At 51.1% G+C, this 26,975-nt stretch carries 19 protein-coding genes and 2 pseudogenes; all 21 read right to left on the minus strand.

Translation table 11 applies throughout. The features are described 5' to 3' along the window. Positions 1 to 234: 234 nt before the first annotated feature. The 21 genes and pseudogenes from MTP43_RS12475 to MTP43_RS12575 all read right to left on the minus strand — a co-directional run bounded on the left by MTP43_RS12475 (position 235) and on the right by MTP43_RS12575 (position 26,913). The gene (locus MTP43_RS12475; RefSeq protein ID WP_005929866.1) at positions 235 to 1,707 is read right to left on the minus strand and encodes a relaxase/mobilization nuclease domain-containing protein; all 1,473 of its coding nucleotides are present in this window, start codon (positions 1,705 to 1,707) and stop codon (positions 235 to 237) included. A gap of 54 nt (positions 1,708 to 1,761) precedes the next feature. Then, the gene (locus MTP43_RS12480) at positions 1,762 to 2,031 is read right to left on the minus strand and encodes a hypothetical protein (RefSeq protein ID WP_005929869.1); all 270 of its coding nucleotides are present in this window, start codon (positions 2,029 to 2,031) and stop codon (positions 1,762 to 1,764) included. A gap of 16 nt (positions 2,032 to 2,047) precedes the next feature. Next, positions 2,048 to 2,353 (minus strand): hypothetical protein, encoded by a 306-nt coding sequence (locus MTP43_RS12485; RefSeq protein WP_154265984.1) that lies wholly within the window; start codon positions 2,351 to 2,353, stop codon positions 2,048 to 2,050. Positions 2,354 to 2,507: 154 nt separating this feature from the next. Next, entirely contained in the window at positions 2,508 to 2,840 is a 333-nt protein-coding gene (locus MTP43_RS12490) for a plasmid mobilization protein (RefSeq protein WP_002576391.1), read from the minus strand. After that, positions 2,837 to 4,771: pseudogene (locus tag MTP43_RS12495) on the minus strand (helicase-related protein); the annotation flags it as partial. The pseudogene MTP43_RS12495 and the gene MTP43_RS12490, both read right to left, overlap by 4 nt. A gap of 209 nt (positions 4,772 to 4,980) precedes the next feature. Then, the gene (ltrA, locus tag MTP43_RS12500) at positions 4,981 to 6,897 is read right to left on the minus strand and encodes a group II intron reverse transcriptase/maturase (RefSeq protein WP_242960739.1); all 1,917 of its coding nucleotides are present in this window, start codon (positions 6,895 to 6,897) and stop codon (positions 4,981 to 4,983) included. A gap of 720 nt (positions 6,898 to 7,617) precedes the next feature. Beyond that, positions 7,618 to 10,518, minus strand: a pseudogene (locus MTP43_RS12505) (DEAD/DEAH box helicase family protein); the annotation flags it as partial. A 1,403-nt stretch (positions 10,519 to 11,921) separates the two neighbouring features. Beyond that, a complete protein-coding gene (locus tag MTP43_RS14525; RefSeq protein ID WP_330370210.1) occupies positions 11,922 to 12,659 on the minus strand; it encodes a TnpV protein in 738 nt (245 codons plus the stop codon). Positions 12,660 to 13,068: 409 nt separating this feature from the next. Further along, entirely contained in the window at positions 13,069 to 13,275 is a 207-nt protein-coding gene (locus MTP43_RS12515) for a transposon-transfer assisting family protein (protein ID WP_005929883.1), read from the minus strand. Next, on the minus strand, positions 13,276 to 13,869 hold the full coding sequence (locus MTP43_RS12520) for a YodL domain-containing protein (protein WP_005929886.1): 594 nt from the start codon (positions 13,867 to 13,869) through the stop codon (positions 13,276 to 13,278). Continuing rightward, positions 13,856 to 14,164, minus strand: a complete 309-nt coding sequence (locus MTP43_RS12525; RefSeq protein ID WP_005929890.1) for a hypothetical protein — start codon at positions 14,162 to 14,164, stop codon at positions 13,856 to 13,858. The genes MTP43_RS12520 and MTP43_RS12525 overlap by 14 nt, the downstream gene beginning before the upstream one ends. Beyond that, positions 14,161 to 15,048, minus strand: coding sequence for an LPD16 domain-containing protein (locus tag MTP43_RS12530; RefSeq protein ID WP_005929893.1), 888 nt, complete (start codon positions 15,046 to 15,048; stop codon positions 14,161 to 14,163). Before MTP43_RS12530 ends, MTP43_RS12525 begins: the two co-directional genes overlap by 4 nt. Further along, entirely contained in the window at positions 15,045 to 17,123 is a 2,079-nt protein-coding gene (locus MTP43_RS12535) for a DNA topoisomerase 3 (RefSeq protein WP_035393366.1), read from the minus strand. The genes MTP43_RS12530 and MTP43_RS12535 overlap by 4 nt, the downstream gene beginning before the upstream one ends. Before the next feature lie 340 nt (positions 17,124 to 17,463). Beyond that, entirely contained in the window at positions 17,464 to 18,960 is a 1,497-nt protein-coding gene (locus MTP43_RS12540) for a glycosyltransferase (RefSeq protein WP_242410986.1), read from the minus strand. 527 nt (positions 18,961 to 19,487) lie between these two features. Beyond that, entirely contained in the window at positions 19,488 to 20,651 is a 1,164-nt protein-coding gene (locus MTP43_RS12545) for a CD1107 family mobile element protein (RefSeq protein WP_005929902.1), read from the minus strand. Continuing rightward, complete coding sequence (locus MTP43_RS12550) at positions 20,648 to 20,899, minus strand: DUF4315 family protein (RefSeq protein WP_005929904.1); 252 nt, start codon at positions 20,897 to 20,899, stop codon at positions 20,648 to 20,650. Before MTP43_RS12550 ends, MTP43_RS12545 begins: the two co-directional genes overlap by 4 nt. 35 nt (positions 20,900 to 20,934) lie before the next feature. Beyond that, a complete protein-coding gene (locus tag MTP43_RS12555; protein WP_154265822.1) occupies positions 20,935 to 22,704 on the minus strand; it encodes a CD1108 family mobile element protein in 1,770 nt (589 codons plus the stop codon). Between the two features lie 3 nt (positions 22,705 to 22,707). Next, a complete protein-coding gene (locus tag MTP43_RS12560) occupies positions 22,708 to 25,095 on the minus strand; it encodes a VirB4-like conjugal transfer ATPase, CD1110 family (protein WP_005929911.1) in 2,388 nt (795 codons plus the stop codon). Between the two features lie 19 nt (positions 25,096 to 25,114). Next, the gene (locus tag MTP43_RS12565) at positions 25,115 to 25,507 is read right to left on the minus strand and encodes a PrgI family protein (protein WP_002576402.1); all 393 of its coding nucleotides are present in this window, start codon (positions 25,505 to 25,507) and stop codon (positions 25,115 to 25,117) included. Between the two features lie 17 nt (positions 25,508 to 25,524). Further along, complete coding sequence (locus MTP43_RS12570) at positions 25,525 to 26,391, minus strand: VirB6/TrbL-like conjugal transfer protein, CD1112 family (protein WP_005929916.1); 867 nt, start codon at positions 26,389 to 26,391, stop codon at positions 25,525 to 25,527. Between the two features lie 306 nt (positions 26,392 to 26,697). Beyond that, a complete protein-coding gene (locus MTP43_RS12575; protein ID WP_002576404.1) occupies positions 26,698 to 26,913 on the minus strand; it encodes a Maff2 family mobile element protein in 216 nt (71 codons plus the stop codon). Positions 26,914 to 26,975 lie beyond the last annotated feature (62 nt).

A 26,975-nucleotide genomic window follows, 5' to 3' on the forward strand; every position in this document is an offset into this window, starting at 1 on the left:
CGAAAGTTCTTCCAAATTTTGAACGATTTTTTTAGAACCCACTCTTCTGCAAGCAGGGCTTTCGTGACACGAAAGCGATTTTCTGCTTGTTGGGGAAACTCCCCAATCCCCATAGAACGCTGCCTGCGGCATCGGGCTGCGCATCCGTTCCGGATGCTTTAACGGCAGTTCCTGCCAAAGAAAAAAGGCCCGGTGCAGCATGAGCATTACGCCCACACTGCACCGGACTTTCCATCATCGACTGCTTTGTCTATTTTCTTCTTCCTGCCGTACTTCCTGCTCATGCAGCTGCTCTTTCTTCTGTTCGTCCTCTTTCAGAATTTCCTGCACAATCTTCTGTGCCACAAGCCAATCCTGCATTTCCGATTTGGTCCTGCGGTACTCTGCATAGGAGCTTTTCTTTCGTTCCAGAAGCATCGCATACTCTGCGTTCAGCTCGCTGATGCGTGGAAGCTTTTTGTCAGAACCGTTCTCTTTCTTATAGGCATCGAACGCCTTTTTCGCTGCGCTGCGCAAGGCCAGCGTATCCCGATGGGCTTCATAGAACTCCCGATTGTAGCCGGATGCTTTATACGCGGCAAAAACATCTTTTGTCTTGGCATAATTGATTAGATGCTTTCGCAGCACCGACACTTCCGACATCCGTGCCTCATCTGCCTTTACAGATTCCAGCAGCGCATCACATTTTTCAGAAATTCCATCTGCCTGTTCTTTCAGCTCTGCATAGCTCTTGATTCCATGCTCTTCCATGAACATCATGGCTTTTGCCATTTGCTTCAGATTAAAGACTTTCGCCCAGCGCGCATACCCTGCGCCTTTGCCCGCCTGCATTTTGGCACGGACATCAATAAGGAACGACAACTCCGCCTTCTGATGCACCTGCGCCGACCGTGCGCTTGTGCGGTTTTTCTCTGCAAATTTACTTTTATGAACCGCATTCCCGGCAATCACTTCGCAGAGTTCTTCAACCGAATATCCTTTACCAAGAGAACGGAAACGAGCAAATCTGGCGTGGCCTTTCCCCCGCAGGGCAGGCTGTTTTCCCTCTTTATACTCGTACCCTGCTTCCTGCAAAATTCCAATCAGTTCCTGGAAGTCTTTTGGCTTTCTTTCCAATGCTGCATCAATGGCCTCACAGATTTCATCCCGCTGCGACTTTTTCTCCGGGTATTCCGTTCTCTTCTTCCGCTCCCCGTAGGGCTTTCGGACAATGACCGACAACCGATGTTCCAGGCAGACGATATCACTGAGCCTTGCCAGCGCAAGACCGGATAAGCGAAAATCTCGGAATTTTCTGGTGCAGTCTAATGTAGTCGAATTAAAAATAATGTGGTTATGAATGTGCGCGCGATCAACATGGGTAGCCACGATAAATGCGTGTTTTCCCTTGGTGAATCGCATGGCTGTCTCATACCCAACCTTGTTCGCCTCCTCCGGCGTGATTTCTCCGGGCTTAAAGGATTGTCGAATCTGATATGCAATCACATCATGCGCCTGTGTTCTACCGGTAATATGCTCATACTGCCGTTTGGAAAGCAGAAATTCTTCATCACAGGTCTTTGCATCACAGGCATACGCGCTGATATATTTTCCATCTTCCGTCTTTGCTGCATTCTCAGAATAATCAGTACGGTCAGCCAGACACTGCGCTACCGTCTTTCCTTTATTGATATGCAGCGCAATTAGTCTTGTAGCCGCCATTTTCATATTCCTCCATCTAAAAAGAGCTACCCGAAGGCAGCTCTTACCAATCTACTATTCTCATTTTAACATCCGTTCCCGGTCATAAGCTCCCTGCAAATAAACGGCCTGCTTGATGATCTCTTCCATATCGAAATAGACACACATGATGCTTTCGTACAGCTTCCACACATTAGATTCGCTGCCTCCCACCATCTCCATCAGCTGGTCTTCCATCTTCGATTGCTCAGACTGTTTTTCCTGATAAGCAGTCTCATCCACAAAATGATTTTCTCCATCCGTTTCCTCGTACCGCAAATCATAATAATCTTTCATAAACTGAATATCCATCCAATCCCTCCTGAACTCAAATTGTCAAAACATCCTCTACACACTCGCACAGCCGTTCCATCAGTTCCATGATGCCGCCCGCTCCAACCGCAGCTGCGAACAGTCCCATCTCAATCAGGGTCAGCAGGAACACATCCGTCCAGCTCGCCCGAACCACCGAATAGATACCGCAGCCAAGAACGAAAAGCATAACCGGCGAAAGTACCCACAGGGATAGCTGCATCAGCAGATTCCAGATAAAGCACAGAAATCGCAGCAGAAACGCAACCGGCAGCAACAGGATTTTCAGCACCAGCTTCAACAAAAAACATACGACCTTCATGGATTTCACCCCTTCGTTTTTCTTTTCATCTTCATTTTATCGTACCCGCTTGTCAAACACCACGATGTCAACAGGAAGACCTGCAAAAAATATGTAATGACACAGACTGTTTCATCTGTGCCATGTGCAATAGAAATTCCGCACGTTTGCGCCGTCATCGAATACCAGAAAGCCTCTTTAAGATCAGCTTTTGCATCTCCCAGAGTTCATCCAGTCGCTTCTGCAAATCCCGGATATCCTCCGCATAGATGCTTCCAGATTCATTGGCGCGTTTTGCGTACTGGTTCAGGTTGTTGCTGCATCGGCGAAGAAGTGTGGATACCTGCGCCACATCCGACAAATCAAGATTTACGCAGTACCCGTCCATCGCCATTTTTCTCATATAGGCACCGGTATTCCGAATCCCCAATTCTTTCTGCTTTTCACGAATCCTCGCCAGCTCTTCCGGGTTTACCCGGACATTGATCCAGTGTTCCCGAACACTCATAGTGCCACCTCCTCATCATTTCGATGTGTCATCGGCGGAATGCGCCCTGCACGGTCACGCAGCTCTGCCAGGACAGACGGCTTTTCCGTTGTTCTCTCACGGTCTGGATCATCATTTTCACGGTCATCCATATTCAGCAGTGCGTCCAGTTCTGCCAGTCTTGCACTCTTTTCCGCCAGTTCTGCCTCCTGGGGGAACGGCTTTCCAAGCTCGGCCTGCGCAGCTTCCTGCTGGCTCCTAAGATTGTCCAGCTGCTGTTCCGCCTTCTCCAGCCTTGCAGGAATCCCGGCAAGAGCATTATCCAAACGCTGGATATTGCCCGCAGCACTGGTGCCGATGGGCACCCGGTGGGTCATCTCGCCTTTCAGCAGCACCTGATACTCTTTCTGGAAGCTGTCATATGACAACTCCATCTTGAAACCACGATAGCTGCCAAGCGGCACCGGCTCCAAACTCTGATTGGCTTTACAGACCGCAAGAATTGCTTCACCGGCCTCGGCTTTTTCAGTAAATTGTGTGCCATTCACCTCCATACCGCAGAACCCCTCTTCCGGCAGCGGATGTGCCGCCACCGTCCGAATATCCGACTGAAAGCCCTTGATGAACCCTTGCGTTTTCTCAATCTCCGCAGGGAAATATTTCATCAATTTATCTTCCAATCGGTACTGCTGGCTCTGATGATCCGCCTTCAATACTTTCAGCCTTGCAACATCTACATCCAAGTCCATTTTCTCCTTGATTTGCGGGTCTCCGGCACAAAGTGCCTTGATCTCTGCATAGGAAAGAGCCTGCTCATCTACATCATCACAGGAACGTACCGGAGATTTGCTGGTCATGATCTGGCTGATAAATTTCTGCTTATTCTCCAGTGTCTGATAGAGGTAGGCATCAAAAGTTCCTTCCGTCACATACTGATAAACCTGCACTTCTTTGTTTCGGTTTCCCTGACGGATGATACGACCATTTCGCTGGGTCATGTCCGCAGGCCGCCAGCCCACATCCAGATGATGCACGGCCACCAGCCTGTCCTGCACGTTCGTGCCTGCACCCATCTTCTGTGTCGAACCTAACAATACCCGTACCTGTCCGGTACGCACTTTGGCAAACAAATCTTTCTTTTTTGCCTCAGTATCGGCATCATGAATAAATGCGATTTCTTCTTCCGGCACACCGGACTGAATTAGTTTGGCGCGGATATCCTCATAGACATTGAAGGTTCCATCGTTCTTCGGCGTGCTGAGGTCGCAGAACAGCAACTGGGTCAGCTTATCCGACTGTCCTTCCTCATAAATCCGAAGCACATTCCGCACACAGGCGTTGAGCTTGCTATTTGGGTCATCCGGCAGGAGCGGATTCATCAATCGCTGATCCAGTCCCAGCTTTCTGCCATCCGATGTGATTTTCAGCATGTTATCGACCGACGGGTCTACCACACCGGAATGCACAGCCGCCGCCCGTTCCGAAAGCTCCGCCACCATCGCCTGCTGATGCTCCGAAGGCTGCACCACCACGGTTTCAAATTTTGCCTCCGGCACCGGCAGATGCAGCTGATCGGAAGTCTTGATATCTGCCACTTCCTTGAACATATTCATCAGCTCCGGCAGGTTGAAGAATTTTGCAAATCTTGTTCTTGCCCGGTATCCGGTTCCTTCCGGTGCCAGCTCAATGGCTGTGGTGGTCTCACCAAAGGTAGAAGCCCAGCTGTCGAAATGGGTCAGCCCTTTCTGCTGCAACGTGCCGTACTGGAGATACCGCATCATGGTGTAAAGCTCCGTCATGCTGTTGCTAACCGGGGTGCCGGTCGCAAAAATGATGCCGCGCCCGCCTGTCAACTCGTCCATATATTGGCACTTCATAAACATATCCGAAGATTTCTGCGCTTCCGATGTGGACAAGCCTGCAACATTGCGCATTTTTGTGTAGAGGAACAATGTGCAGCACCTCTGCGGCTGCGAAGCAGTCCGCAGAGTAGTCTGCTTTGTTGTGATAGGTAACTTTTTGAAGTAATCTCCAAGTTTTCCCCCACCTCACGCCGGGCGTGCACCTTTCAGCGCACCCGGCGTACCATCAAATCGATTTACTTTCTTCCTTCAGATTTCAACACTGCTGTGTTCTCACGGACACAGAGTGGTTGTAAATTTCACAGTTTAAGTTTTTCGCGGTATTTCATGATTTTGCCTACCGTCTTTGCATCAAGTTCAGGCGGTATTGGACTGTTGTGAACCATGCGGTGGCATGGTTCACACAGCCAAACCAGATTTGGCACTTTATTGATTCTATCAAGTGGAAGCTTGTTTTTAACGTGGTGACAATGCTTTTGAAGCACGGGTGAGAAGGCATTTCCACAGCATTTACATTTTCCTTTGTCCCTGCTGTAAGCATACTCCCGGTTCATATAATACTCAAAATTCATCCTTCCCTTTGCGTATGCTGACATTGCAATATCGTTCGGGGAGTTAACGGATGGACGGTCACATGGCAGTGGCTTGTGCTTAGCACGATAGCTCACATACCGTCTGCGCCCTTCCACTGTATACGGCGTCATTTTCTGGTCAAATGGCTTGGGTTCATAGTGACTATGCGTGATGAACGCATAAGTTATACCAAACCATTTTCCTTCGACCCATACAGCAAATGTCTTACTGTCGTAGCCCTTGTGTCGGTCAGGAAGATTGCAAAGCACCTTCAGCGGCACCTGCATGGAGTTGTACCGTTTGGGGTACAGCTTTTTCCATACAGTCAGTGCAGCGTTGTTTACTCTGCGGTCTATCGCATGGTAGGCATGAGAGCAGATGGATGTCTGCAAGTACTGTGCCATACCCATAATGACAGAGTTGACGTACTGAATTTGCGCAGCCTGCACATTGACTTTTTGACAAAGTTCTATGCGGTGCACTTCTTCGAGCAGTTTCTTAATCTTCTTTCCTAACCGTTCCATATCCGGCAGCGGCTTTCCAACCAGATGTTTCGTCCATGTTGCCGGGTCAGGAGTTTTCCGTTTTCGTTCGGCCTTTACCACAAAGCCAAGAAAGTGTATACCGTTTGTCCGCAGGTCTGTTACATAGGTCTTTTCCTGCGACAATTCGAGTTTCATTCTGTTCCGAAAATATTTTGTCAAGACACGTTTCAAGCGGAGTGCTTCCTTCTCCGTTGACGTCAGAATCACCCAATCATCGGCGTAGCGATAATTGTACTTTGGCGTTACACCAGCCCATTTCAAACGCCTTGTGTCGTTGCCTTTATGCTTGCACTGTCTGTGCGGCTCCATATACATACGACCAACATACCAATCGAAATCGTTGAGATAAACATTGGATAAAAGCGGTGAGAGGATTCCTCCCTGCGGTGTACCAAGCTCTGTTGCATGAAACAGGTCATTTTCCATATATCCAGCTTTTAGCATCTGACTGATAATTTTCAGCACACGCTTGTCATGGATACCGATTCTCCAGAGTTTTTGGAGCAGCAGGCGGTGATTGATATTGTCGAAGCATCCCTTGATGTCACCCTCAATAGCCCACACGGGTTGGTCGGGCGATTTACATCCAGCATTTATGACATTGATGATACCCCGGATTGCGTGTTTCTGTGCCCGATAGGGGCGAAAGCCGTAGCTTTGCGGATAAAATCTCGCTTCACAGATCGGCTCGATAATGATACGCACGCACTCCTGTATGATCCTGTCCAATACAGTGGGGATACCCAGCGGTCTTTTCTTGCCGTTACTCTTTTCGATATATTCACGGCGGGCTGGTTTGGGGCGGTAGTTGCGAAAACTCGATTGAATCAATAAAATAAGCTCATCTTTGGGCATTTGAAGGTATTTGTCCATTTTTATCTTATCCACGCCAGCAGTTCTGCTGCCTTTGTTGGACTTGATATTGTGGACGGCAGTTACAATGGTCACTTCATTAGCCATCGCTTCCACCAGACCGGTGAACGATACTCCTTGACCGGACTTCTCATAGAGAAAATCCTGAATCTTTTTAAGTTCCGTTTCCGTTGAAAATCTGACGTTCAAATGCACAAGGTTTTCACCTCGCAGTTCGTCACCCATCTTTCAGGGAGTTATAGGATTTTCGTTTTGTGAAATTTACAAATCGATTTGACTCGTATCCTTCGCCATGGAATATTTCAATTCCGTATGACTGGCATTACCCAGCCCAGACTACTATGATACGGCTGACTTCCTGTTGTTTTCAATGCGCTGTAACGCTCCAACAATAGGCTCTCAAACGTTCCCTAATCTCTATCCTTATTCTGAAACCCTTAGGCCGCTACCTTACACCGGGAAAATCTAACCGTGCTTTGAACCACAGTTGCTGCACGGTTCCTGATGGGGATTTCATCCCACAGGGCGTGTACGGAAAAACCAGCCACACACACTTTTTCCAAGGTTCACCCTTTCGGATGGAGTCAACTCTTACGATGCTGCATAGCTTTCCCTAACGGATAGCCATGGGTTTCGGAAGCCCGCACCATTATTGTCCATGCCTCTTTGCAGAGGTTTAGGTTTTCAGGTTACGCCTTCACCACGCTCTGTACAATGCACACTTACAGGTGGCAACGCACAGTGGAGTATTAGCTCTCGTACTGTCTTGAATTTTGACCTATTCTCTGGAACTTTGTTCCTCGACATTGGTTCTGTACGGCAGAGGAATTTCACCCCTGATTTTGAGATTAAAGTTCTCTGTGATATTTTCTTATTGCTAAGTGCAATCACATGGTGCTTTTCGTCCTTGCTGTCAACAAGGGCTTATGCACAACGTTTCGCACGATTCTTAAAGGCATGTGCTTCGTCTACAAACAGTCGGTCTACGCCCAGCTGCTCAAAGGTAATCACATCGTCTTTTCGGTCGGTTGCCCGAAGTTTCTCCAATCTCGCCTCCAATCCTTTCCGGGTCTTTTCCATCTGTTTGATGGAGAAACGTTCGCCATTCTGGGATTTCATCTCAGCAATGGCGTTTTCGATTTCATCAATCTGGACAGTCAAAATCCGCTCCTGCCGTTCTGCGGACACCGGAATTTTCTCAAACTGGGAATGCCCGATGATGACTGCATCGTAATCACCAGTAGCAATTCGTGCGCAGAACTTCTTTCTGCGGGCAGTTTCAAAGTCCTTTTTGCTTGCCACCAGCAATTTTGCACTCGGATACAGACGCAGAAACTCGTTTGCCCACTGAAGGGTCAAATGATTCGGAACGACAAACATGGATTTCTGGCACAGTCCCAGCCGTTTTGCCTCCATAGCAGAAGCGGCCATCTCGAAAGTCTTACCGGCACCCACTTCGTGGGCCAGCAGCGTATTGCCGCCGTACAGCACATGAGCAATGGCATTCTGCTGGTGTTCCCGCAGCCGGATTTCCGGATTCATGCCGCCAAAGCGGATATGAGAACCATCATACTCACGGGGACGAGTGCTGTTGAACAGCTCGTTATACTTTTCCACAAGTTCCGCGCGGCGATAAGGGTCTTTCCACACCCAGTTCTGGAACGCATCCTTAATGGCCTGCTGTTTCTGCTGGGCGAGGGTGGTCTCCTTTTTATTCAGAACCCGCTTCTGCTTGCCGTCTGCATCCTCCACGGTATCGTAAATACGAATATCCCGCAGATTCAGCGTATCCTCCAGAATTCGGTAGGCATTGGCACGGCTGGTGCCGTAGGTCATATAGGCATGAACATCATTCCGGCTCGGTGTACTCTTGCCGGTAATTTGCCATTCTGCCGTCATGGGAGAGAATTTCACTTCAATATTTCTGCGCAGATAGAACGGCGGTTCAAAGGTTTCTTCCATAAACTGCTGGATATAATCCCGATTGACCCATGTGGCACCAAGGCGCACATCAATCTCCGACGCATCCAGGTCTTTCGGCTGTGCTTTCTTCAAATATTCCGTGTTTACCGCAAAGGCAGGGTCAGAAGCCGCAGCCAGTTCTGCCACGCGGAGTTTTTCCCGGACATTGCCGGACAGATATTCATCAGCCGCCACCCAGCCGGTTTCCTCGCCGCCTTGCGTCATCGGGTCTTTGAAAATGACACCATGCAGTTCCTGCTGGATTTTTTCAAATTCTCCCGGTGTACCTAAAAGCTCCGACATATAGGGCAAATCCACTTTGCCGCGCTCTCCGATGGAGATTGCCAGAGCCTCTGCCGGAGTATCTACGCTGGTAACAGCCCGTTCCGGTCGAATCGTCCGTTTGGTGAACATATCCGCCTTGGATTCCAGCCTGCCGTTTTCATCTACATTTTCCAGAGAGCAGAGCAGATAATAAGACGAATCTTCTGAAAAAGCCTGCGCATTTGCACGGGAGTTGATAAGCCCATACTGATCGGCGAATCGGTCATAGGCTACATTCAGTTCCCGCTGTTTCTGGGCAATCGCGTCCTCCGGATAATCGTTCAGCTGATAGTCGATCAGTTCCTGCACAATGGTACGAAGCTCCACCATGCCCTTGATCCTGCCGGTGGCTGTCGCAGAAAGGTCAGCCTTTCGCATGATGCTGTTCTCACGGAAGTAGACATCCCCATCCACCACCGCATAGGAGAAGTTCTTTACATTGGGGTCTGCCGGAATGGTTTCGCCCTGCAAGGACAGTTCTTCCTCCGGTGCCAGCTCCTGCGCTTCATAGTGACCGCCGATATGCTGCACAGCCTCATGCAGCTGGTCTCCCAGATCCTCATCCGGAATCGGAATGACCGTACATTCTTCCTTGCCGTACTGGGTACTTTCCGTTGTAATCTCACCCAGCACCATTTCCGGGTGGTCAACAAAATAGCTGTTGAGGGTAATACCCTCCGATGTCAGCCCCAGATGCACCCAATCCGGTTCGATATCAATTGGATGGTCTCTCTTTTGCAGAAAAATGATATCCGACACTACATCTGTACCGGCATTGGCACGGAATGCGTTGTTAGGAAGTCGAATGGCTCCCAGGAGTTCTGCCCGTTGCGCCAGATACTTTCGCGCGTCCGGATTCTTGGAATCCATCGTGTAGCGGCTGGTAACAAAGGCCACGATGCCACCGGGACGAACCTGATCCAATGCCTTGGCAAAGAAATAGTTGTGGATAGAAAATCCGAGTTTATCATAGGGCTTATCGCTGACACGGTAGTTGCCAAAGGGCACATTGCCCACGGCCAGATCATAGAAGTCGCGCCGGTCGGTGGTTTCAAAGCCTGCCACCTTGATTTCTGCCTGCGGATACAATTTCTGCGCAATGCGCCCGGTGATGGAATCCAGTTCCACACCATACAGTCTGCTTCCCAGCATGGAATCCGGCAGCATACCGAAGAAGTTGCCGACACCCATCGACGGTTCCAGAATATTGCCTTTCTCAAATCCCATACCGTCCAATGCCTCATAGATTGCACGGATCACGGTAGGGCTGGTGTAATGCGCATTCAGAGTCGAAGCCCTGGCTGCGGCATATTCTTCTTCCGTAAGAGCTGCTTTCAGCTCCTTATATTCGCCTGTCCAGGCAGTTTTCTCTGCGTCAAAGGCATCTGCCAGCCCACCCCAGCCGACATAATTGGCCAGCGTTTCCTGTTCCTCCGGTGTCGCATCCCTATGCTGATTTTCTAAGGCTTTCAGCGTGTAGATGGCATCCATGTTGGCACGGAATTTCTGCTTAGGACTGCCTTCGCCGAGGTGAAAGCTGTTGATGCGGTAGTTCTCCGCATGTTTTGCTTTATGCCCTGCCCGGAACGCTTCTTTTTTTCCAGAATTCAGATCAACCACCAGATTGTGCAGGTGAACATTTTCCTCATGCCCCAAAATTCTTGCCAGATTTTCCTTGCTTTCCGAGCGGAAGATCGGATACACGGAATCCGGGTCCCGAAGTTCCACATCGAAAAGCCCGACTTTTTCAATCGTAAATGCCTTTCCGTCCAGATACAGCGTATCGCCAACGCGATAATCCGGCTGCACCGGAGCTGCGGGTTCTGGCTGCACAGTTGCAGGCTCTTTTTCAGCCTCCATGTTCCTGCCGCGAATCTCCTGCAACGCCTCTGATGCACTCACATAATCGGCAAATGTCTGCACTTTTCCGTCCGAATATCCGTAATACTCTTCTTTGACATAATCCCAGATGGCAAACGCATCTTTAGAATCCGGAAAGTTCTCGCCGGTCATTGTGACCACAAACCGTTCATCCGGTGCATAGCCAGACTCTCTGGAAAGTTCGCTGGCGTGTTCCTGCATTTCCAGTACCAGAGGATCTGTCTCTGCGTGAGCCGATTCCTGTACTTCTTCGGATTCCACATCTGGGAATGGAATGTCCTGCTGCAAATTCTGCTTGCTCTGTTCAACATAGAGCCAGTCTTTTGCTTCCCGTTCCTGAACTTTTTCAATCAACTGCTGGCGGTAGGTCTCTGCCTCCCATTCGCTGGTAAACTCTTCGCTGACGCCATCCGGCTCCACATGAATGCCGTCCTGAATATCATCCCAGACCGCATAACCATCGTCTGTCTCCATCACGGTAAACCGCTGTGGTGCCGCCAGTTCACTCCGGGCATATACATCCGCAGCCGTATTCAGCATGTTGTCCACATGCTCATTTCCGGTATCGTAGCGTTCCGGTGGCGTTGGCGGAAACACATGGGCGGCAGTCGGCATAGGAAGCGGCGCGCCGTATTCCTGCTCCAGCTTCCGATACTCTTCCATTTCCAGCGCGGTCAGGTACTGATCATTTTCCACAAGCCGGTCTAACCGCTTATCCACCGCCGACCATGTGAGTCGCACTTCCCGGTCATGGTCATAATTGCGAAGCAGAATACCTCTTCCGTTATAATCGGCAAAACCGCGACTGCCATCCATAAAGGTATAGCTGTGGCCACCGAGACCGTATTCCGCTTTCAAGAATGCAGCTCGTTCTTTCGCGTCCCCTTGCTGCTGATACAGCGCATAAATACGGATTTTTCCGCCCTCAAAATTAGAACCTGCTCGCAACATCCGGTCGATTTCATCCTCAGAAATGACAAAAGCGGAGGGCTTTTCGCTCTCCGCTTCTCTGGCTGCATTTTCTGCCGCCGCATCAATTTTCTGAATCTGCTCTGCCTCGGACTGAAACAGGCTCATAAAGTTTAGCTGTTGATAAGTTCCGTCAGAATGACTTCCTCTGCCTGCGCTTTCAGCATGTTCATGTGCTGCACCCAGGCCATTTGGTTCGATTTCTTGTCCGGTGCCGGATTCGCTTTCAGAAGCTCCGCCATCATCTGCTCCATCCGTGCGGTCGCGGTCTCCTGAATCTCCCACAGGTGCGGATACAGCTTCTCGGTCAGGATAAGGTGATTGTACAGCAGCGTGTTGTTCTCCTGCAGGAACGCTCTGCGCATCCTCCCGTACTTGCCCAGAGGCTTCTGTTCCTGCACCGACAACTGGATATCCGGAATCAGGTAATCGCCGTTCTTCGTGTAATTCAGCTCCATCATAGTTTTGGCTCCTTTCTGCCTGCTTGTCTTTTTCATAGGTTCGGATCGTGCGTTCAATTTCCCGGAAGATCTGGCTGGACATTTCGCTGACCGCAGTTCCCAGCACATTGGCGGCAGCCTGCGTATTAAAATCAAAAATGTCCAGAAAATCCTCGTGCTCAAAATAGTCATCTGCATTGCCCACCGTCCGGGTAAAGACGGAATATGCGATGCTGACAGCGGCAGCTCTCTTAAAGGAAGCTCCGATGTTGAGTTCATCATATCCTTCCAGATAGGAATCTGCAACGATGTCACTGATCTGCCTGCGATTTTCCTCCCAGTAATCCCTTGCAAGGCGTTCTGCCGCTTCCATGATATGATTTTCCAGAGACCCAGCACCGGCAGGAACATCAAATGCTACATCCAGTGCGCGAATGATTGGCTGCTCATGCTCCGCATTCATTTTCCAGAGCTGTACCGGTCGGGAATTCTTCCGTTCTCCGGTATCTGCCACATCAAATACATACCGCAGTTTCGGCTGCTCGCCGCGCATGTCCAAAAGAGCAATGCCCTTGGAGCCACGCTTCACATAGCGGTTCATCCGATCATTCCAGAGATCGTACTCTGCACAGGCCGTCGCTTCTGGCCTCTGCTTATAGATCATCAGCTGCTCCGCAAAGGGATACTTATAAAGCCGCGCGGATGTGGTCAGAAACGCTGTCCACTGTTCTTTGCTGCCAGTGATCTGTGCCGCAGCTTCCTGCGCCATCTGCATATAATAAGCCGTTTTCGTCATCATCTGTCTTTTTCCTCCTCTCCTTTATTCGTCCGGATACAAATCCAGTGCCTCATATTCTGCATCCGTCATCTCTGCCAGTTTTGCAAGCAGCGAGGCCGTCCACCTGCGCAGGTTTCTGTCTCTGCCCGTCAGACTTTTTTGCATCTTTTGAAGCTCTTCGATCAGCCCTGTCCGTGTGCCAGGGCTGTAAAGCATCATGAGCATCCATTCGTCATCCGTAAAACGCATTTATAACTCCTTTTCTTCGCAGCACCTGCGAGGCGGCGCAGGCGGCACAGCCTCCTGCTTTTCCTTCAGCTGATCCAGAACCGATGCTTTCTCCACCGGTTCTTCCTTCTTTCCGTTATTGATTACGCCGTCAATCATGCCGTAATCGTCCTCCATCGCCATTTCTGCGGCTTTCAGGTATTTCTCCGGTTTCAAAAATCCGGGCAGTTCCTGGAAGCCGATGGAATCCACATAGTGACAGCTTACAACACCATTCTGCCGTAAAGCCACGATGTCAGACACAGAAAGACTATGACCAGTAAAATCATCAGGGCGGGAAACATTGAATTTCGCATACAGTTCCTCCAACATCGTATTCTGATCCTTGTAGGGAAGAAGCGGAGCCGTATAAACCACCTCATAATGGTCAATATCCGGTTCCAGCCCCATCCGTTCCAGTTCGCGCATAGACGAAAAGCGTTCATATACCGTATCCTCGCTGCGGCGAAGCTGCAAAATCGCATACTGGTCGGTAGTACTGTCGAGAAATGCCATCATTCTTTCGTCCGGTGCCTGCGTTCCATGCACTTCATCCCATTTTTCAATTCTTGCCATCGTTCATTTCTCCCTTCTCCATAAACGGCAGGCCGTTTTCCTTTGCTTCCTTCCGCTGCTGTTCCCGCCGCTTTTCACTATAAGGCGGTCGGATACCAACGCAGCGTTTCGGAATCGTATAAGTGACCGACCCATGCTCCCGGTGCTCCAAAATAAACTGCTCCGGATACTGTTTTCGCAGTTCCCGAAGCTTCTTAATCAGGCGGCTGTCATGGGTATAAATGCTGGCGTTATCCAGTTCATTATCAAAATTGATGACGGTTTCCTGCTCTGCCTTCGTAAGCTTGTATTTCATCGCTCTGCCTCCTTCGCCTTGGCAGCTTTCACCGGCGTATCCGTTCTGGAAGACAAATCCGAGAGTTTACCCAGCACAGATTCCCGTCTGCTGATTTCCGCTTCCTCTGCACGATCACAAAGTTCATCATAGTCAATCCGCGTCATGGTGCGGCCACCGAACCCATAATCCGAAAGAATCTGGTCTCTGGCTGCATTCATGCTGATTTCCGGGTTGTCGATCTGTCCACCGTCAATTTCCGTAAAGTCCTTATGATATAAGGTATAGTCGTAACCGTCCTCACAGGTCTGAATGGCAAGAAAGCCCTTGCTTCCCAAATCCCATGCACTGCGTTCTTCCGTAATCAGCGGCTCCGGGCGGCATGTACCACCGCCGCGTTCCAGCATTTCTGCCAGCTGACAGATGTGCAAAACATCATACCCCAGGCGCAAATGATATTCGTCCATATATTCGCAGCGAGCTGAGAACTTCCGGTTCGGATACTCGATCTCCACTGCACTGCCATCCGGAATTTTGAAACGATCCTCGTAGCTGCTGGTGATAAACCGGATATTTTTAGCATTCTCCAGTTCAGGATCAGCCTTTTTCATCTGCCAAAGAACCTTTCTGCCGCCGCGCATCTGCTCCAGCATCTCCGGGGCTACCGGCGCAACGGTAAGACCGTCCAGCTGGGGAATCTCCTTGAGTGCTGCCACCCTCGCGCTTTCTTCCAGCGTAGAAAACGGCTGTTTATCCAACACATCCCAGCCAATGTGTCCCTCGGCAATCTGCACCTTGCTGTCCATATCAAAACAATGGAATTCCACGCCGTCCTGCTTTTCCTGCAAGGAAAGCAGAGCGACATTATCCACCAGATAAGCTGCATTCATCATTTTCATGCTCATTTTTTACCTCCAAACTCCAGCTTAAATGCTGCTGCACCGTCCTCGCCGGTCTCTACATGAACGGTTGTGTCATAGTAACGATTGGACTTCCTGGAATAGCAATGGGTAAGCCGTGCTTTTCCACGATTTACCAGTTGCTTTGCCAGTTCCTCTGTCATCTGCTTTCCCAGTGTCTGAAAAAACCTGTTTTCCTTCCAGAGCGCAAATTTACAGCTCTTATCCCTGCAAAACCATCCTTTTGCCGTTTCGCAGACATCACTGCCGCAGGCGGGACAGGAACCAATGACTTTGCATTCCGGCTGCATCAGCACATCGGCTCCTTTTACAGCCTCGTAGGTTTTAACAAGTCCGCTGACCATGCTGCTGATTTCGCCCATAAAGGCATCGCTGTCATACTCGCCGTGTTCTATTTTCAGCAGTTTTTCCTCCCAGTCTGCCGTCATGGATGGAGACTGAATCTGTTCCGGCACCACCGTCACCAGCGCATTTCCCTTGTCCGTAGAGCAAAGGTATTTCGTTTTCTTATCACCCCTACGCTCGATAAAGCCTTTCTGCACCAGTTTTTCGATGATGGCAGCGCGTGTAGCTGGTGTGCCGATGCCTTTTCGCTCTACACCAGCCGGAAATTCATCCGAGCTGGCACTCTCCATCGCTGAAAGCAGAAGATCTTCGGTAAATCTCTTAGGCGGGCTGGTCTTGCCCTCTTTCAGATCGACACCGGCAAGTTCCAGTGTCATGCCTTCCGAAAGTATCGGAAGTTCACCTGCCTCTGCATTCTTCTCAGCATCTTCAACTGCCTTTCCTGCATATTGCCTCCAGCCCATATCCGTGACTGTTTTGCCTTTCGTGCGGAACTTCTGACCGGCGCACTCGGCTTCTACTATGGTCTCTGCATAGCGGCAGGGAGTGCCTACCGCGCAAATCAGCCGCACCGTCAGCATGGTAAGAATCGCCTGTTCTCCACTGGGAAGAGAGGAAATGTCATAACCCGCCGCTGTTTTTGTAGGGATAATAGCATGGTGATCGGTAACTTTCTTGGTATTGATGACCTGTGCTGTATTCACCGGTGCCGGTGCATCCGGCTGAATCTGAAAGCTCTGCTGAATCACGGAAACAAGTTCCGGCACAAGCGGTGCCATATCATCCGTCAGATACCGGCTGTCGGTACGGGGATAGGTCACGAGTTTCTTCTCGTACAGAGCCTGCGTGTAATCCAAGGTCTGCTGGGCAGTGAATCCCAGCTGCCGGTTTGCTTCTCTCTGAAGCGATGTCAGATCAAACAAGGCCGGGGGCTTCTCTGATTTTTCTTTCTGCTCTACCTTGGTAATGATGGCACTTCCTGCCTGGCAACACTCTGCCACCAGTTTTTCTGCTTCTGCTTTTTCTTTCATTCGCTCACCGCCCGCTTGAAAATCCCGAAATTTTAATTCTGCCGAGTAGAACGGCTCCGGCTTGAACGCCCGGATTGCTGCATCTCGCATAACCACCATCGCAAGCGTTGGTGTCATCACGCGCCCCACATTCAGGGTCTGCCCATACAGACATGAAAAAAGCCGGGTGGCGTTGATTCCGACAATCCAGTCGGCTCGCTCCCGGCATAAAGCCGCCTCATATAAGGCATCATATTCTGTTCCCGGTCTGAGCTTCTGAAAGCCTTCCCGGATAGCACTGTCCTCCATTGATGAAATCCAAAGCCGTTCCACCGGCTTTTTGCAGCCGCACTGATGGTAAACCAGTCGGAAAATCAGTTCGCCCTCACGCCCTGCATCGGTTGCACAGATCAGACTCTCCACATCTTTCCGCTGCATGAGCTTTTTCAGGATTCCGAACTGCTTTTTCGTGCTGGCGGACACCTGATACTGCCAATGTTCCGGCAAAATCGGAAGATCATCATACTTCCACTTTGCATACTTTTCATCATAGGCTTCCGGCTGGGAAAGTTCCACCAGATGCCCCACACACCAACTGACAAGGTAGCCATTGCCCTCCATATAACCGTCCCCGCGCTGATCTGCCCCGATCACTTTCGAGAGACTCATGGCAACCGAGGGCTTTTCCGCTAATACAAGCTTCATTCGATACTGCTCCTTTCGCAAAAAAATTAGCAGCCAGGCACCGAAGCGCATGACTGCTATGTAAGGAACGGTATTCTGTTTTAGGTCTACAAACTGGGGCTTTTATGATCTTGCCACAGCTTATCAGTCTATGCACGTCAACTGTTGAAACCGCCGTGTACCGAACGGTACGCACGGTGGTGTGAGAGGACGGCGGCTAGTCACCGCCTCCTACTCGCTTGTGCCCATGTTTCGGCCCTCCACATCATCACTCCGCGCATGCGTTGTGCCTCGCCGCAACGCATTCTGCCCCTCGCTGACTCATCGCCAGGCATCGCTGATGGTGTTCGTCTGCCCATCCTCACTTCTGCAGTATCTGCTTTTCGTTCTCCTGCACACGCCGCTCGAGCGCTGTATACTGCCGGAGCTCGTCCTCGGTAAATCCCCGGAACTTCGCCTGCTCGTAGTCACGCTCCGCGGCCGCGATATCCTGCAGCACCGCATCCGACGCCGGCAGCAGCTCGAGACGAATCTTCCGCGGCTCGCGTTTTTTCTTCGTCATTCCGTTCGCGTCTGCATCCTGTGCCTCGCCACGCTTTCCGAAAAGACCGGTCGCCTCGGCTATTTCCGCCGCTTCACGTCGTTTCCTCGGCACGTCGACCACTTCGAGCATCCCGCGTGAGACCAGCTTCTGCAGCGCGGCGCGCAGATCCCCGCGGCTCATATGCATCAGCTCCGCGAGATCCTTCCGGCTCAGCGCCTTTCCGGCATCCTTTCGATCAGTCGCCTCCACGGCATCTTCCCGCGCAGGCATCTGCGCTTCAGCCCCTCGAGTGAGCGCCTTTCCCGCGTCCTTCCGATACAGCAGCAGCGACAGCTCCGCCAGCGTCATATCATACTTCAGCGCCACCGACTCGAGATAGCGCTCGAGCAGCTTCCGGTCGCGGTACTTCTCCACGATGATCCCATCCTCCGAAATCACCTCCTGCAGCGCCTGGCTCCGCTCCTCACCGAGCTTCTGCGTCCCCGGAATCGTCGCCGGGAACACGAAACCATCCTTCGCCGCATCCACTAGAAAATGATAGACCTGCAGCCGCTTCCGCTCATACGCATCCTCATCCAGCACATGCTTGAAGAAGTCGTTGTAGCACTCGAACATCGCGAGTTTCATCTCCACCGTCCGCGCGAAGCTGATCTTCTGATTCACCAGCGAACCCTTCGTCTTCACATAATAGTAGACCGGCGTCCGCAGCGCATAGAACGTCGTCGCATAGCGCACATACTCGAGATTAAACAGAAAATCCTCGCACCAGCTGAGCTTCGCATCCATCCGGATCCCGTGCGCCTCCACAAGCGAGCGCCGGTACAGCTTATTCCACAGCACCCCATAGTAGTAGTCCGCCGGGTTCTCCATCATGAAGCCAACGAACGCTTCACGCCCGATCACCTGGTCCGCGTCGATATCCCCCTTCTGCGACACCATCTCTCCGACGACACGATAGAAATCCGCGATCACCATGTCGCAGCCCGTCTCCTCGGCCGCCCGCACCATCAGCTTCGTCGCATCCGCCGTCAGCCAGTCATCACTGTCCACGAACTGCAGAAACGTACCCCGCGCCCGCGCGATCGCCTGGTTTCGCGTATCCGACACCCCCGTATTCTCCTTATGCACGACCACCACGCGCGCATCCGCCCGCGCATATCCGTCGCAGATCTCCCCGGACCGATCCTTACTTCCATCATCCATGAGGATCAGCTCGAAATCCCGAAACTCCTGATTCAGAATACTGTCCACACAGCGCGCGAGACTCTTCTCCGCGTTATACACCGGCACGATGATACTGACCTTCGGCTCCATAGGCACCTCCATCAAAAAACTACTTCTAGTTGTACCATAAAACCCTCCCGTTGACACTCGTATATTTCTGCTCACTTTTCCCGGGCCAATGTCTCGGCCCTCCGCCTGCTCACTCCGCGCCCACGCGTCCGCACCCTCCACCTTCTCACGTCGCGTCCACCCATTCGCACTCGTTGCCTTTATCGCGCCCATGCCTCCGCCCACTACCTCCTCACGTCGCATCGAAGCACCAATTCCCTCATGAAAATGTCATATTACAGCATAAATTCGCTCATGAAAGTGTAATGAAGCACGGATTATTCCCTCATGAAAGTGGCAAAATACTGAAAAGAACGCTCATAAAAGTGGCAGAGCACGGAAATCTGAATGGTAAAATTCCGAGTTGTTGAGCTGTTCTTACTTTCTATTTTATCAGATATCGCCTACAGAGTCCATAGCTTCATAGCCCAAAACAGTTCACCCACCAACCATTTGGCTATGTAAAGGGGACGGCTTTTCAGCCGCCCCACCGGTCAACGCTGCGTTAATCAGACAGGTTCATCGTCCGATTCCGCTTCATAATCCTCGTTGACATCCACTTCTTCGTCCTCGTCACCATCATCCTCCGGCAGCTGGAGCGTATCTTCATCCTCATCGTGATAATCCGCATCCGGGTCCGGCTGATTTTTCTTGGACGCAGGCTTTACGCCCTTCATCTTGATATAGAGATAACCGCCGACACCGGCTGCACCGATCACAAACAGAAGCAGCATAATCATCGGAAGCGGAGACGATTTCTTCTGCTCGCTCTCTGTTTTCTGCTCTTCCGGTGCCGGTTCCGTCTCCTGCGGCTTTTCGGTTTCCGCAGGTTCCGTGACTTCCGGCTCCTTCTCCCGATACTTGGCAGCTTCCTCTTCATCCATCAGCGCAAGCAGATCGGCCTCGTCCACCATGTTCAGGAAATGCACATTCTGGTTGCCGTCTTTATCGCGGTCGATGATCAGATAAAAGGTGTTGCCCGCCTTTGTCACCAGCGTAATGAACTGCTGGCTGGATTTATCTTCTTCCTCACCGATATCGTCCACCAGCGTCATATTTCCTTCCGGAGTCAAAGCTGCACTGGATTTCGTCTCATCCTCGTATGACATTCCACTCTGCATCAGATCCAGAAACAGCTTCAGCGCATCTTCACTGAACATGCTGCTGTCTTTTGCAGAATCCGTGACATTCAGGTACTTTCCATGTGCATACCCGGTTTTGCCGTTGAAGTTTACCTTATACCAGTCACCGCATTTTTCGACAATCTCCACCGTATCGCCGGAATGCAGATATCCGATAATCTCCTGATCCATGCCGGGACCGGAACGAAAATGCAGACTGGTGATCCCCGGCACCACCGTACCAGTCTGCTTCTGGGACTTTTCGCTGCCGATATTGTATTCTTTGCCGCCCACCGTAACGATCAGGTTCCCATCCGCATCCGTAGAGACCTCATAGCCATCCGGCAGAACCTGCATGTCCGGGTCGATTTCGATGCTGTCGGTATTGTCCGTTTTCCCCGCATTTGTGCTTTCTGCTGCATCCGTCTCCTGTGCAGCGGTACTGACAGGCGTGTTCTTCTGCACATCATCGCCCGTATAGGCAAATGCAGTGGTCGTAAAGGTTCCTGCCGCCATCACGCTGGCAAGCAGCATTGCCATCATCTTTTTCATTCCATATCCTCCGTTTCTTTCTCATCCAGTTTCAGGTTCTCCGGGTTGGGAACCGCAGCCTGCGCCAGCTGAATGATGACTGCCAGCTGTTCCGGGGTCAGGCTCTGGGCATGTACCATTTCACAGATTTCGCTGTTTTCCTGCTCGTGGTACTTTCTGTCCCATTCCTTTCTGCGCTCCTCCCATTCATCGCGTTTCCTGCGGGCTTTCTCGCGCTCCGCAGCAATCTTTTCCAGTTTCAAGCTCATATCGTATCCTTTCCGGGCGAATAAACGCCCTATTTTTATCGAATTCTTCCCATGCAGTAGTAGTGCTGCCGCCAGTAGCTCGTCTCAATGGAAGCATAGGAAATTGGTGAGCCACAGTGGATCATCATCCCGTTGCCGACATAAATGCCCACATGGGATGCGCCACTGGTGTTGTAGGTTTTCTGGAAGAAGATCAGGTCTCCGGGCTTTGCCTCACTCTTCGGGATAATGTCGCATTTTCCCATCAGACCGTTGGCCGTCTGCCTGCCTACATTCCAGCCATTGCCGCAGTGGTTGATGACCCAGCTTACAAAACCGGAGCAGTCAAAACTGGTACTCGGCGAGCTGCCGCCCCAAACATAGGGATAACCGAGATATTTCTCTGCTTCGGTAATCATCTTCCGGAATTTTTCATCCGTCAGAGCTTCGCCCGGAATGTCGTAATCCTGGTATTCTCCGCTGGAACCCGCGCCATCCGGCGTTGCAAAGGCTATGCCTGCAAACAGGTCATCTCGATTGCCCCGGCACTCCAGTGTGACTTCGTATCGTTGCAGCTGGTCATCTGTAAGGCCGGAATTTCTTGCAACATAGTCAACGCCCCGATTGAGCAGTGTTACATTGAGGATTTTATACTCATACTGTACCGTCACCTGATAGGTGTAGGTGTGTCCGGTTCCGGTGATTGGATTGTAGCGATAGCCCACACGGGTTTCCTTCCTTGTCCGGATTTCCACCTTTTCCTCCAACTTCAGCTCATACTGCGCTTCAAAAATACTCTGGAGCCGCGCCTGCACCTGGCTTCTCGTATAGTTTTCAAATTCTACGGTCAGCAGAGATGCAAGCTCATAGGGATTGTGACCAATCTCTGCCAGATTGTAGCGATACTCGTCATAGCCCGGATGGTCGGTTTCAATGCGGTCGATTTGTTTGCGAAGTTTATCTTCCAGCCTGGTATAATCCGTCTCCACGCCTTTCAAATCTTCATCTTCTGCCGTGTAGGAAGTCCCCAGCACCACATTGCCGCCGCCATTGATCAAGACGGAGCATGACGAAACCGACCCGGCAATCACCAAAACAAGCAGTCCCACGGCTGCGATACCGATGATGATATGCGAGTGGCTCTGCACAAACTGAAATGCCTTTTCCGTTATACTGACAGTACCCTGTGCAGCTTTGGCTGTGCCAGATGCTGTGTTCTCCGCAGCGGCCGCACCTGCCTTCGCAGCGGCATACTCTTTTTTGATGGCCTGCTTCTGCCGCCATCGGGAAAAGAGATTGGAACCAGCCTGCGGATCAGACTTCATGCGTTCCGCAAAGATGGAATCTACGGCATCTTTATTTCCCTTTTTCTCCAACCGCTCCAGCTTTTTGTACTGCCGCAGCTTTCGACCATATTGGAACCGGGAACCAGCACGGGCTGCACCTTCCGCTGAGCCTTCGGTAAAATGCGCTGCCTCCACACCAGAATTATTATCCTGGTCGGCATTGCGCACACTCTGATGTGCCTTGGCTGAAAGTGCATCTGCCGCAAGATTTCCCGGCTTCTTTGGCTTTCCGCCTTTTTTCCCGGAAGCTGCTGCATTCTTTTTCGCTTTTACTTCCTGATCTGATTTCAGCTTCTTACTGCGCATCTTAGCAAGATCGGCCTCGTGACGAATCTGCCTTCGGTGTTCCGCTTTTTTCTTGCCGCCGTCTCCCGTACTGCTATCTGCGGTTTTGCTTCTGGAATCGCGAAGGGTGTTCTCCGCACCCTCGCGCTCCTGCCGCAGCTTGTCTCCGAGATTCGGATTTTTCTTGCCAGCCATCGCTTACGCCTCCTTCGCTTCCTGCACTTCGGTTAATTTTGTCGTCATAATCCGGTACAGTTCCAGATCGGTCGGGAAACGATCAACGAACGGCAAAATCACATTTCCGTAGAACAGCAGTCCTTCGCCTTCACCGGAGTGGGTCACATAGGACAGCTGATGTGGGCTGATATTCAGCTGATCCGCCAGAATCTGACGATCACCGGCTGCTTGATTCAGCATATAAATGAAGTCGCTGTTTTCAAAAATGTTCGTCACTTCGCGGGAAGAAAGCAGGTCTTTCACATTCTGGGTGATGCCGGTGGGAATACCGCCCCATTTACGGAATCGCTTCCAGATTTCCACGCTGTAGGCCGCTGTCTGCTCTTCTTTCAAAAGCAGATGGAACTCGTCCATATAGTAGCGGGTGGCTTTACCGGCATTACGGTTGGCGGTCACACGCCCCCAGACCTGATCCTGCACCACCAGCATCCCGATCTTTTTCAGCTGCTTGCCCAGCTCCTTGATGTCATAGCAGACCAGCCGGTTATTGATATCTACGTTGGTGCGGTGGTTGAACAGGTTCAGAGAACCGGTTACATAGATTTCCAGTGCCGTTGCCACATGGTGTGCCTCCTTTTCATCCTGCCGGAGCAGAGCTTCGTACAAATCCTGCAAAACGGGCATGTTCTCCGGCACCGGGTGTTCAAAATAGGTCTGGTAAATCTGATGAACACAGCGGTCGATGACCGTCTTTTCTACCGGCTGCAAGCCTTCTTTTCCGCCCACGATCAGCTCACACAGGGACAGGATGAAATCTGCTTTCAGGGCAATCGGATTATCCTCTTCCGAATAGTTCGCATTGATGTCCATTGGGTTGATATACTGCGTGCTGGAAGGGCTGATTTTAATGACCTGCCCCTCAAATTTCTGCACCAGTGCTGTGTACTCAGCTTCGGGATCGCACACGATTACATCGTCATCCGTCACCAGGAACGCATTGGCGATTTCTCTCTTGGCAGAGAAGGATTTACCGGAACCGGGGGTACCCAGAATCAGCCCGTTGGGGTTTTTGAGCTTTTTCCGGTCAACCATAATCAGGTTGTTGGACAAAGCATTCAGCCCATAGTACAGAGCCTCTTTCCCGGTCTGAAACAGTTCCTGGGTGGTAAACGGCACGAAAATTGCCGTGCTGCTGGTAGTCATGCTGCGCTGAATCTCAATCAGGTTCTGTGCCAGCGGCAGGCAGCTCATCAGCCCCTGCTCCTGCTGGAAGTCCAGACGGCGCAGGTTGCAGTTGTACTTTTGTGCAATGCTGGAAGCCTGAAACACATTGGTTTCCAGCTCCTGCTCCGTTTCGCCGGTGTTCATCACCAGAAAGGTCAGCAGGAACATACGCTCATTCTGGCTCTGCAATTCCTTCAGCAGTGCCTTTGCGTCCTTACCGTAAGTTGCCAAATCGGACGGAATGATGTCCATATCGTATCCGGAACGTACAGCTTTCTTCTGTTCCTCAATCTTGGAACGATCCAGCTCCGTGATGGTGTGCTTAATAGACTTGATTGCTTTGTTCTGGTCTACCGACTGAATGTGCATGGTTACAATCTGGCTGGATTCCATATCCAGAAAGTCCTTCAGCAGCTGATCCGACAGGTCGGAAGCCGTAATCTGGAGATAGGACATGGAACCATACATCCCACCCATCTGAAAAACACGGTTCTTCGGAAAGGCAAAACCGGTCGGTGCAATAAAGTCCTTTACCGACAGCCCGCTCTCCGGCAGCCACTTCCAATCGAAATTGAATCGGTCATGGTCACCCATGTGGAACATATCGTGCATCAAATGAAGCCGTTCCTTGCCGTTAAGCAATTTTGCCCGGACACCCAAGCGTTTGAAGTTGTTCATCAGGTCGATCTCGATGTGAATGAGCCTCGGCTTTGCCTGCTTCATGGATTCCGCCTCAATGCCAAACGTCAGGTACTTCGTCTTGGTCAGGCCGTTGTTGCCCTGGGCAAGTTGACGGCGGAGCATGGTGCTGTACTCTGTGCGTACCGGATTAAAATGATCCTTCTGGTACGGGATGCGCACCATCTTCTCAAAATTCGAGGCATCCGTAGCCATATTCATAAAAGAAAGCTCAAAGCGGATGCTGGAATCAAAGAAGTTCAGGAAGCTGCACCATTCCTCAAAGATAGCCGTCTGATCTTCCTGCTGCGCCAGCTGGTAATTGATGTCCTGAAACTGAATGGTTTTGGTGTAGTAATTGTCCGTCACACGGCAAATACCGTCCGGGAACATCCGCTGAAAAGGAATGCTCTCCTGTGCCGAATGCGGAACCGTGCGGTCACCCCTTGCACGATCAATCACCGTCTGCACCTGTTTTTGCTCTGCGGCTGACAGATGAGACGGCATTCGGATGTCATCCTGCTTTTTATTCTTCGCTGTCAGCTTTTCGAGAATTTTGAACAATGCGATTTACCTCCATTTCCACGTCTGCCTGCTGAACCAGCAGTGCATAGTAATTTTTCGTTTTGTAAGGCCGCGTTTTCGGCCTCTTGAACTTCGCCTCATAGAAATGCTTTGCCACCACTTCCAGCGGCTGACCGTCTTTCTCGTACATGGCAAGAAAGAAGAGCGGCAGCATCACTGCCATCATGCCAAGTGCAGCAAGGCTCAGATTTCCGCTGGATTTGAGCAAAAAGAAAACCGGAACGCCAATCAGCGCACCGGCTCCGAAGCAGAGAATCTGCCGTTTGGTCAGGTTCATAAAGACCTTGGTCTTGACCTTTGAAAGGTCTCGCGGCACAGAAATATAAGATGCCATGAATCATTCCTCCTCTCTTAGTGCGCTGCAAACACGGATTTCGCGAGGCTTCCCGTCTTAAACAGCGTAAATGCCAGCAAAACCGTATAGCCCAAAACGCCCCAAATGCTGCTGATGATGTTATCCGAAAAGGACAGGTTCTGAATCAGAACTGCATAGATGCCTACACAGATCATGATAAGAAAGCCCTGGAATCCCAGTGCAAACAGGGAGCGCAGATAGTTTTGACCGGTATGGCTCTGCTCATGGTTTCCAAAGGTTGCGAACGGAATCGGCGCAAGGCTCACCATGAGATATATTTCCACCATTCGGCCATACACGATGACAAAGATGATAGCCGACAACGCCAGCATCGTGACCTGAACCACAAAGGTCTGCAAATACAGTCCCAGCAGCGGTCCTAAGTCCATGCCTTCCAGCGTGGCCTGCATTGCTGTCAGGGTCGCATCGCTGACGGACGTACTGCCGGAAATCAGCCCGCCGCTTCGGGAGATCACTTGCTGCGCCACATCAAAGACAGCCATCGTGATATTGAATGTGTTCGAGATCAGGGTCACTGCCAGAAAGGTCTTAAAGACCCATTTGAAAAATGTCCATGTCTCGAAATTTGCCAGATTGTTATGCTCAATGAGCATCTGGATCAGCTCATAACAGGCGATGAAAGTCAGCACCATTCCGGCAATGGGCAGGATCACGGATTCCGAGATGTTGCGGATCATAGAAAAAACAGCAGGTGAAAAGTTCGCCGGTGTGGTTCCCACATCGCCTGCGATCTGTCCAACCTGCTGGTTGACCGAATCGAACATCCCTGAAAGATTTCCCATGATACCGCTGATGATCATGCTCTTGAGCCAATCTGTGATCTGTTCAAGGATACTCTGCATGAGCCGCCTCCTTCCTTACGCAAACACGCCGAACAGCTTCGCCATCCGGGACAGAAGCATGAACAGCTGAGAGAAAAGAGACAGTGCCGATGCAGTTGTAGTAAGAAACGCCATAGATTTGTCCTCCTGTAACTTGTCCGGCCTATCCGCCGGTGCGATTCTAAACTGCGGTTCTGCGCCATACTTCCAACATGTGCACCTGCCAGAGAGCGCAGAAAATAGCCAGCTGCGGAGATTGCCTGCACCTGACTATGTAACAGGCAGCTTTCGCCGCCCGGCCGGAATCTTCGCTCCGACAGCTTTTGCTTAACCGAACAGACCGGAAAGCAGCGGCACCAGAGTCGTACCGATCAGTGCCACGCCGCCGCCAGCCATCAGCTGCTTCATGCCCTGAGACTTGGCACCGGGGTTGTCGTTGCCGTAGCCCTCCAGCAGGTTGATGGCTCCCCAGATGCCGAGACCGGCACCCAGTGCGATGACAAGAGTCTGAAGAACGGTTACTGCGCTGTTGAAAAATGCCATAAATGTGTACCTCCTTGTACGATGCGCCCTTGCGGGCTAATGAATAGTGATTTTCCATCTGC

The organism is Faecalibacterium sp. IP-1-18, from assembly GCF_023347355.1.
GTDB lineage: Bacteria > Bacillota > Clostridia > Oscillospirales > Ruminococcaceae > Faecalibacterium > Faecalibacterium prausnitzii.

Excerpts from the sequence above, each read along its gene's own strand:
- MTP43_RS12475 (WP_005929866.1), bottom strand. The coding sequence starts at position 1,707 with ATGAAAATGGCGGCTACAAGACTAATTGCGCTGCATATCAATAAAGGA.
- MTP43_RS14525 (WP_330370210.1), bottom strand. The coding sequence starts at position 12,659 with ATGTTCCTGCCGGTGCTGGGTCTCTGGAAAATCATATCATGGAAGCGG.
- MTP43_RS12550 (WP_005929904.1), bottom strand. The coding sequence starts at position 20,899 with ATGAGCTTGAAACTGGAAAAGATTGCTGCGGAGCGCGAGAAAGCCCGC.
- MTP43_RS12515 (WP_005929883.1), bottom strand. The coding sequence starts at position 13,275 with ATGCGTTTTACGGATGACGAATGGATGCTCATGATGCTTTACAGCCCT.
- MTP43_RS12485 (WP_154265984.1), bottom strand. The coding sequence starts at position 2,353 with ATGAAGGTCGTATGTTTTTTGTTGAAGCTGGTGCTGAAAATCCTGTTG.
- MTP43_RS12490 (WP_002576391.1), bottom strand. The coding sequence starts at position 2,840 with ATGAGTGTTCGGGAACACTGGATCAATGTCCGGGTAAACCCGGAAGAG.
- MTP43_RS12545 (WP_005929902.1), bottom strand. The coding sequence starts at position 20,651 with ATGAAAAAGATGATGGCAATGCTGCTTGCCAGCGTGATGGCGGCAGGA.
- MTP43_RS12560 (WP_005929911.1), bottom strand. The coding sequence starts at position 25,095 with ATGCCGTCTCATCTGTCAGCCGCAGAGCAAAAACAGGTGCAGACGGTG.
- MTP43_RS12520 (WP_005929886.1), bottom strand. The coding sequence starts at position 13,869 with ATGGCAAGAATTGAAAAATGGGATGAAGTGCATGGAACGCAGGCACCG.
- ltrA (WP_242960739.1), bottom strand. The coding sequence starts at position 6,897 with ATGGGTGACGAACTGCGAGGTGAAAACCTTGTGCATTTGAACGTCAGA.
- MTP43_RS12525 (WP_005929890.1), bottom strand. The coding sequence starts at position 14,164 with ATGAAATACAAGCTTACGAAGGCAGAGCAGGAAACCGTCATCAATTTT.
- MTP43_RS12535 (WP_035393366.1), bottom strand. The coding sequence starts at position 17,123 with ATGAAGCTTGTATTAGCGGAAAAGCCCTCGGTTGCCATGAGTCTCTCG.
- MTP43_RS12575 (WP_002576404.1), bottom strand. The coding sequence starts at position 26,913 with ATGGCATTTTTCAACAGCGCAGTAACCGTTCTTCAGACTCTTGTCATC.
- MTP43_RS12540 (WP_242410986.1), bottom strand. The coding sequence starts at position 18,960 with ATGGAGCCGAAGGTCAGTATCATCGTGCCGGTGTATAACGCGGAGAAG.
- MTP43_RS12530 (WP_005929893.1), bottom strand. The coding sequence starts at position 15,048 with ATGAGCATGAAAATGATGAATGCAGCTTATCTGGTGGATAATGTCGCT.
- MTP43_RS12480 (WP_005929869.1), bottom strand. The coding sequence starts at position 2,031 with ATGGATATTCAGTTTATGAAAGATTATTATGATTTGCGGTACGAGGAA.
- MTP43_RS12570 (WP_005929916.1), bottom strand. The coding sequence starts at position 26,391 with ATGCAGAGTATCCTTGAACAGATCACAGATTGGCTCAAGAGCATGATC.
- MTP43_RS12565 (WP_002576402.1), bottom strand. The coding sequence starts at position 25,507 with ATGGCATCTTATATTTCTGTGCCGCGAGACCTTTCAAAGGTCAAGACC.
- MTP43_RS12555 (WP_154265822.1), bottom strand. The coding sequence starts at position 22,704 with ATGGCTGGCAAGAAAAATCCGAATCTCGGAGACAAGCTGCGGCAGGAG.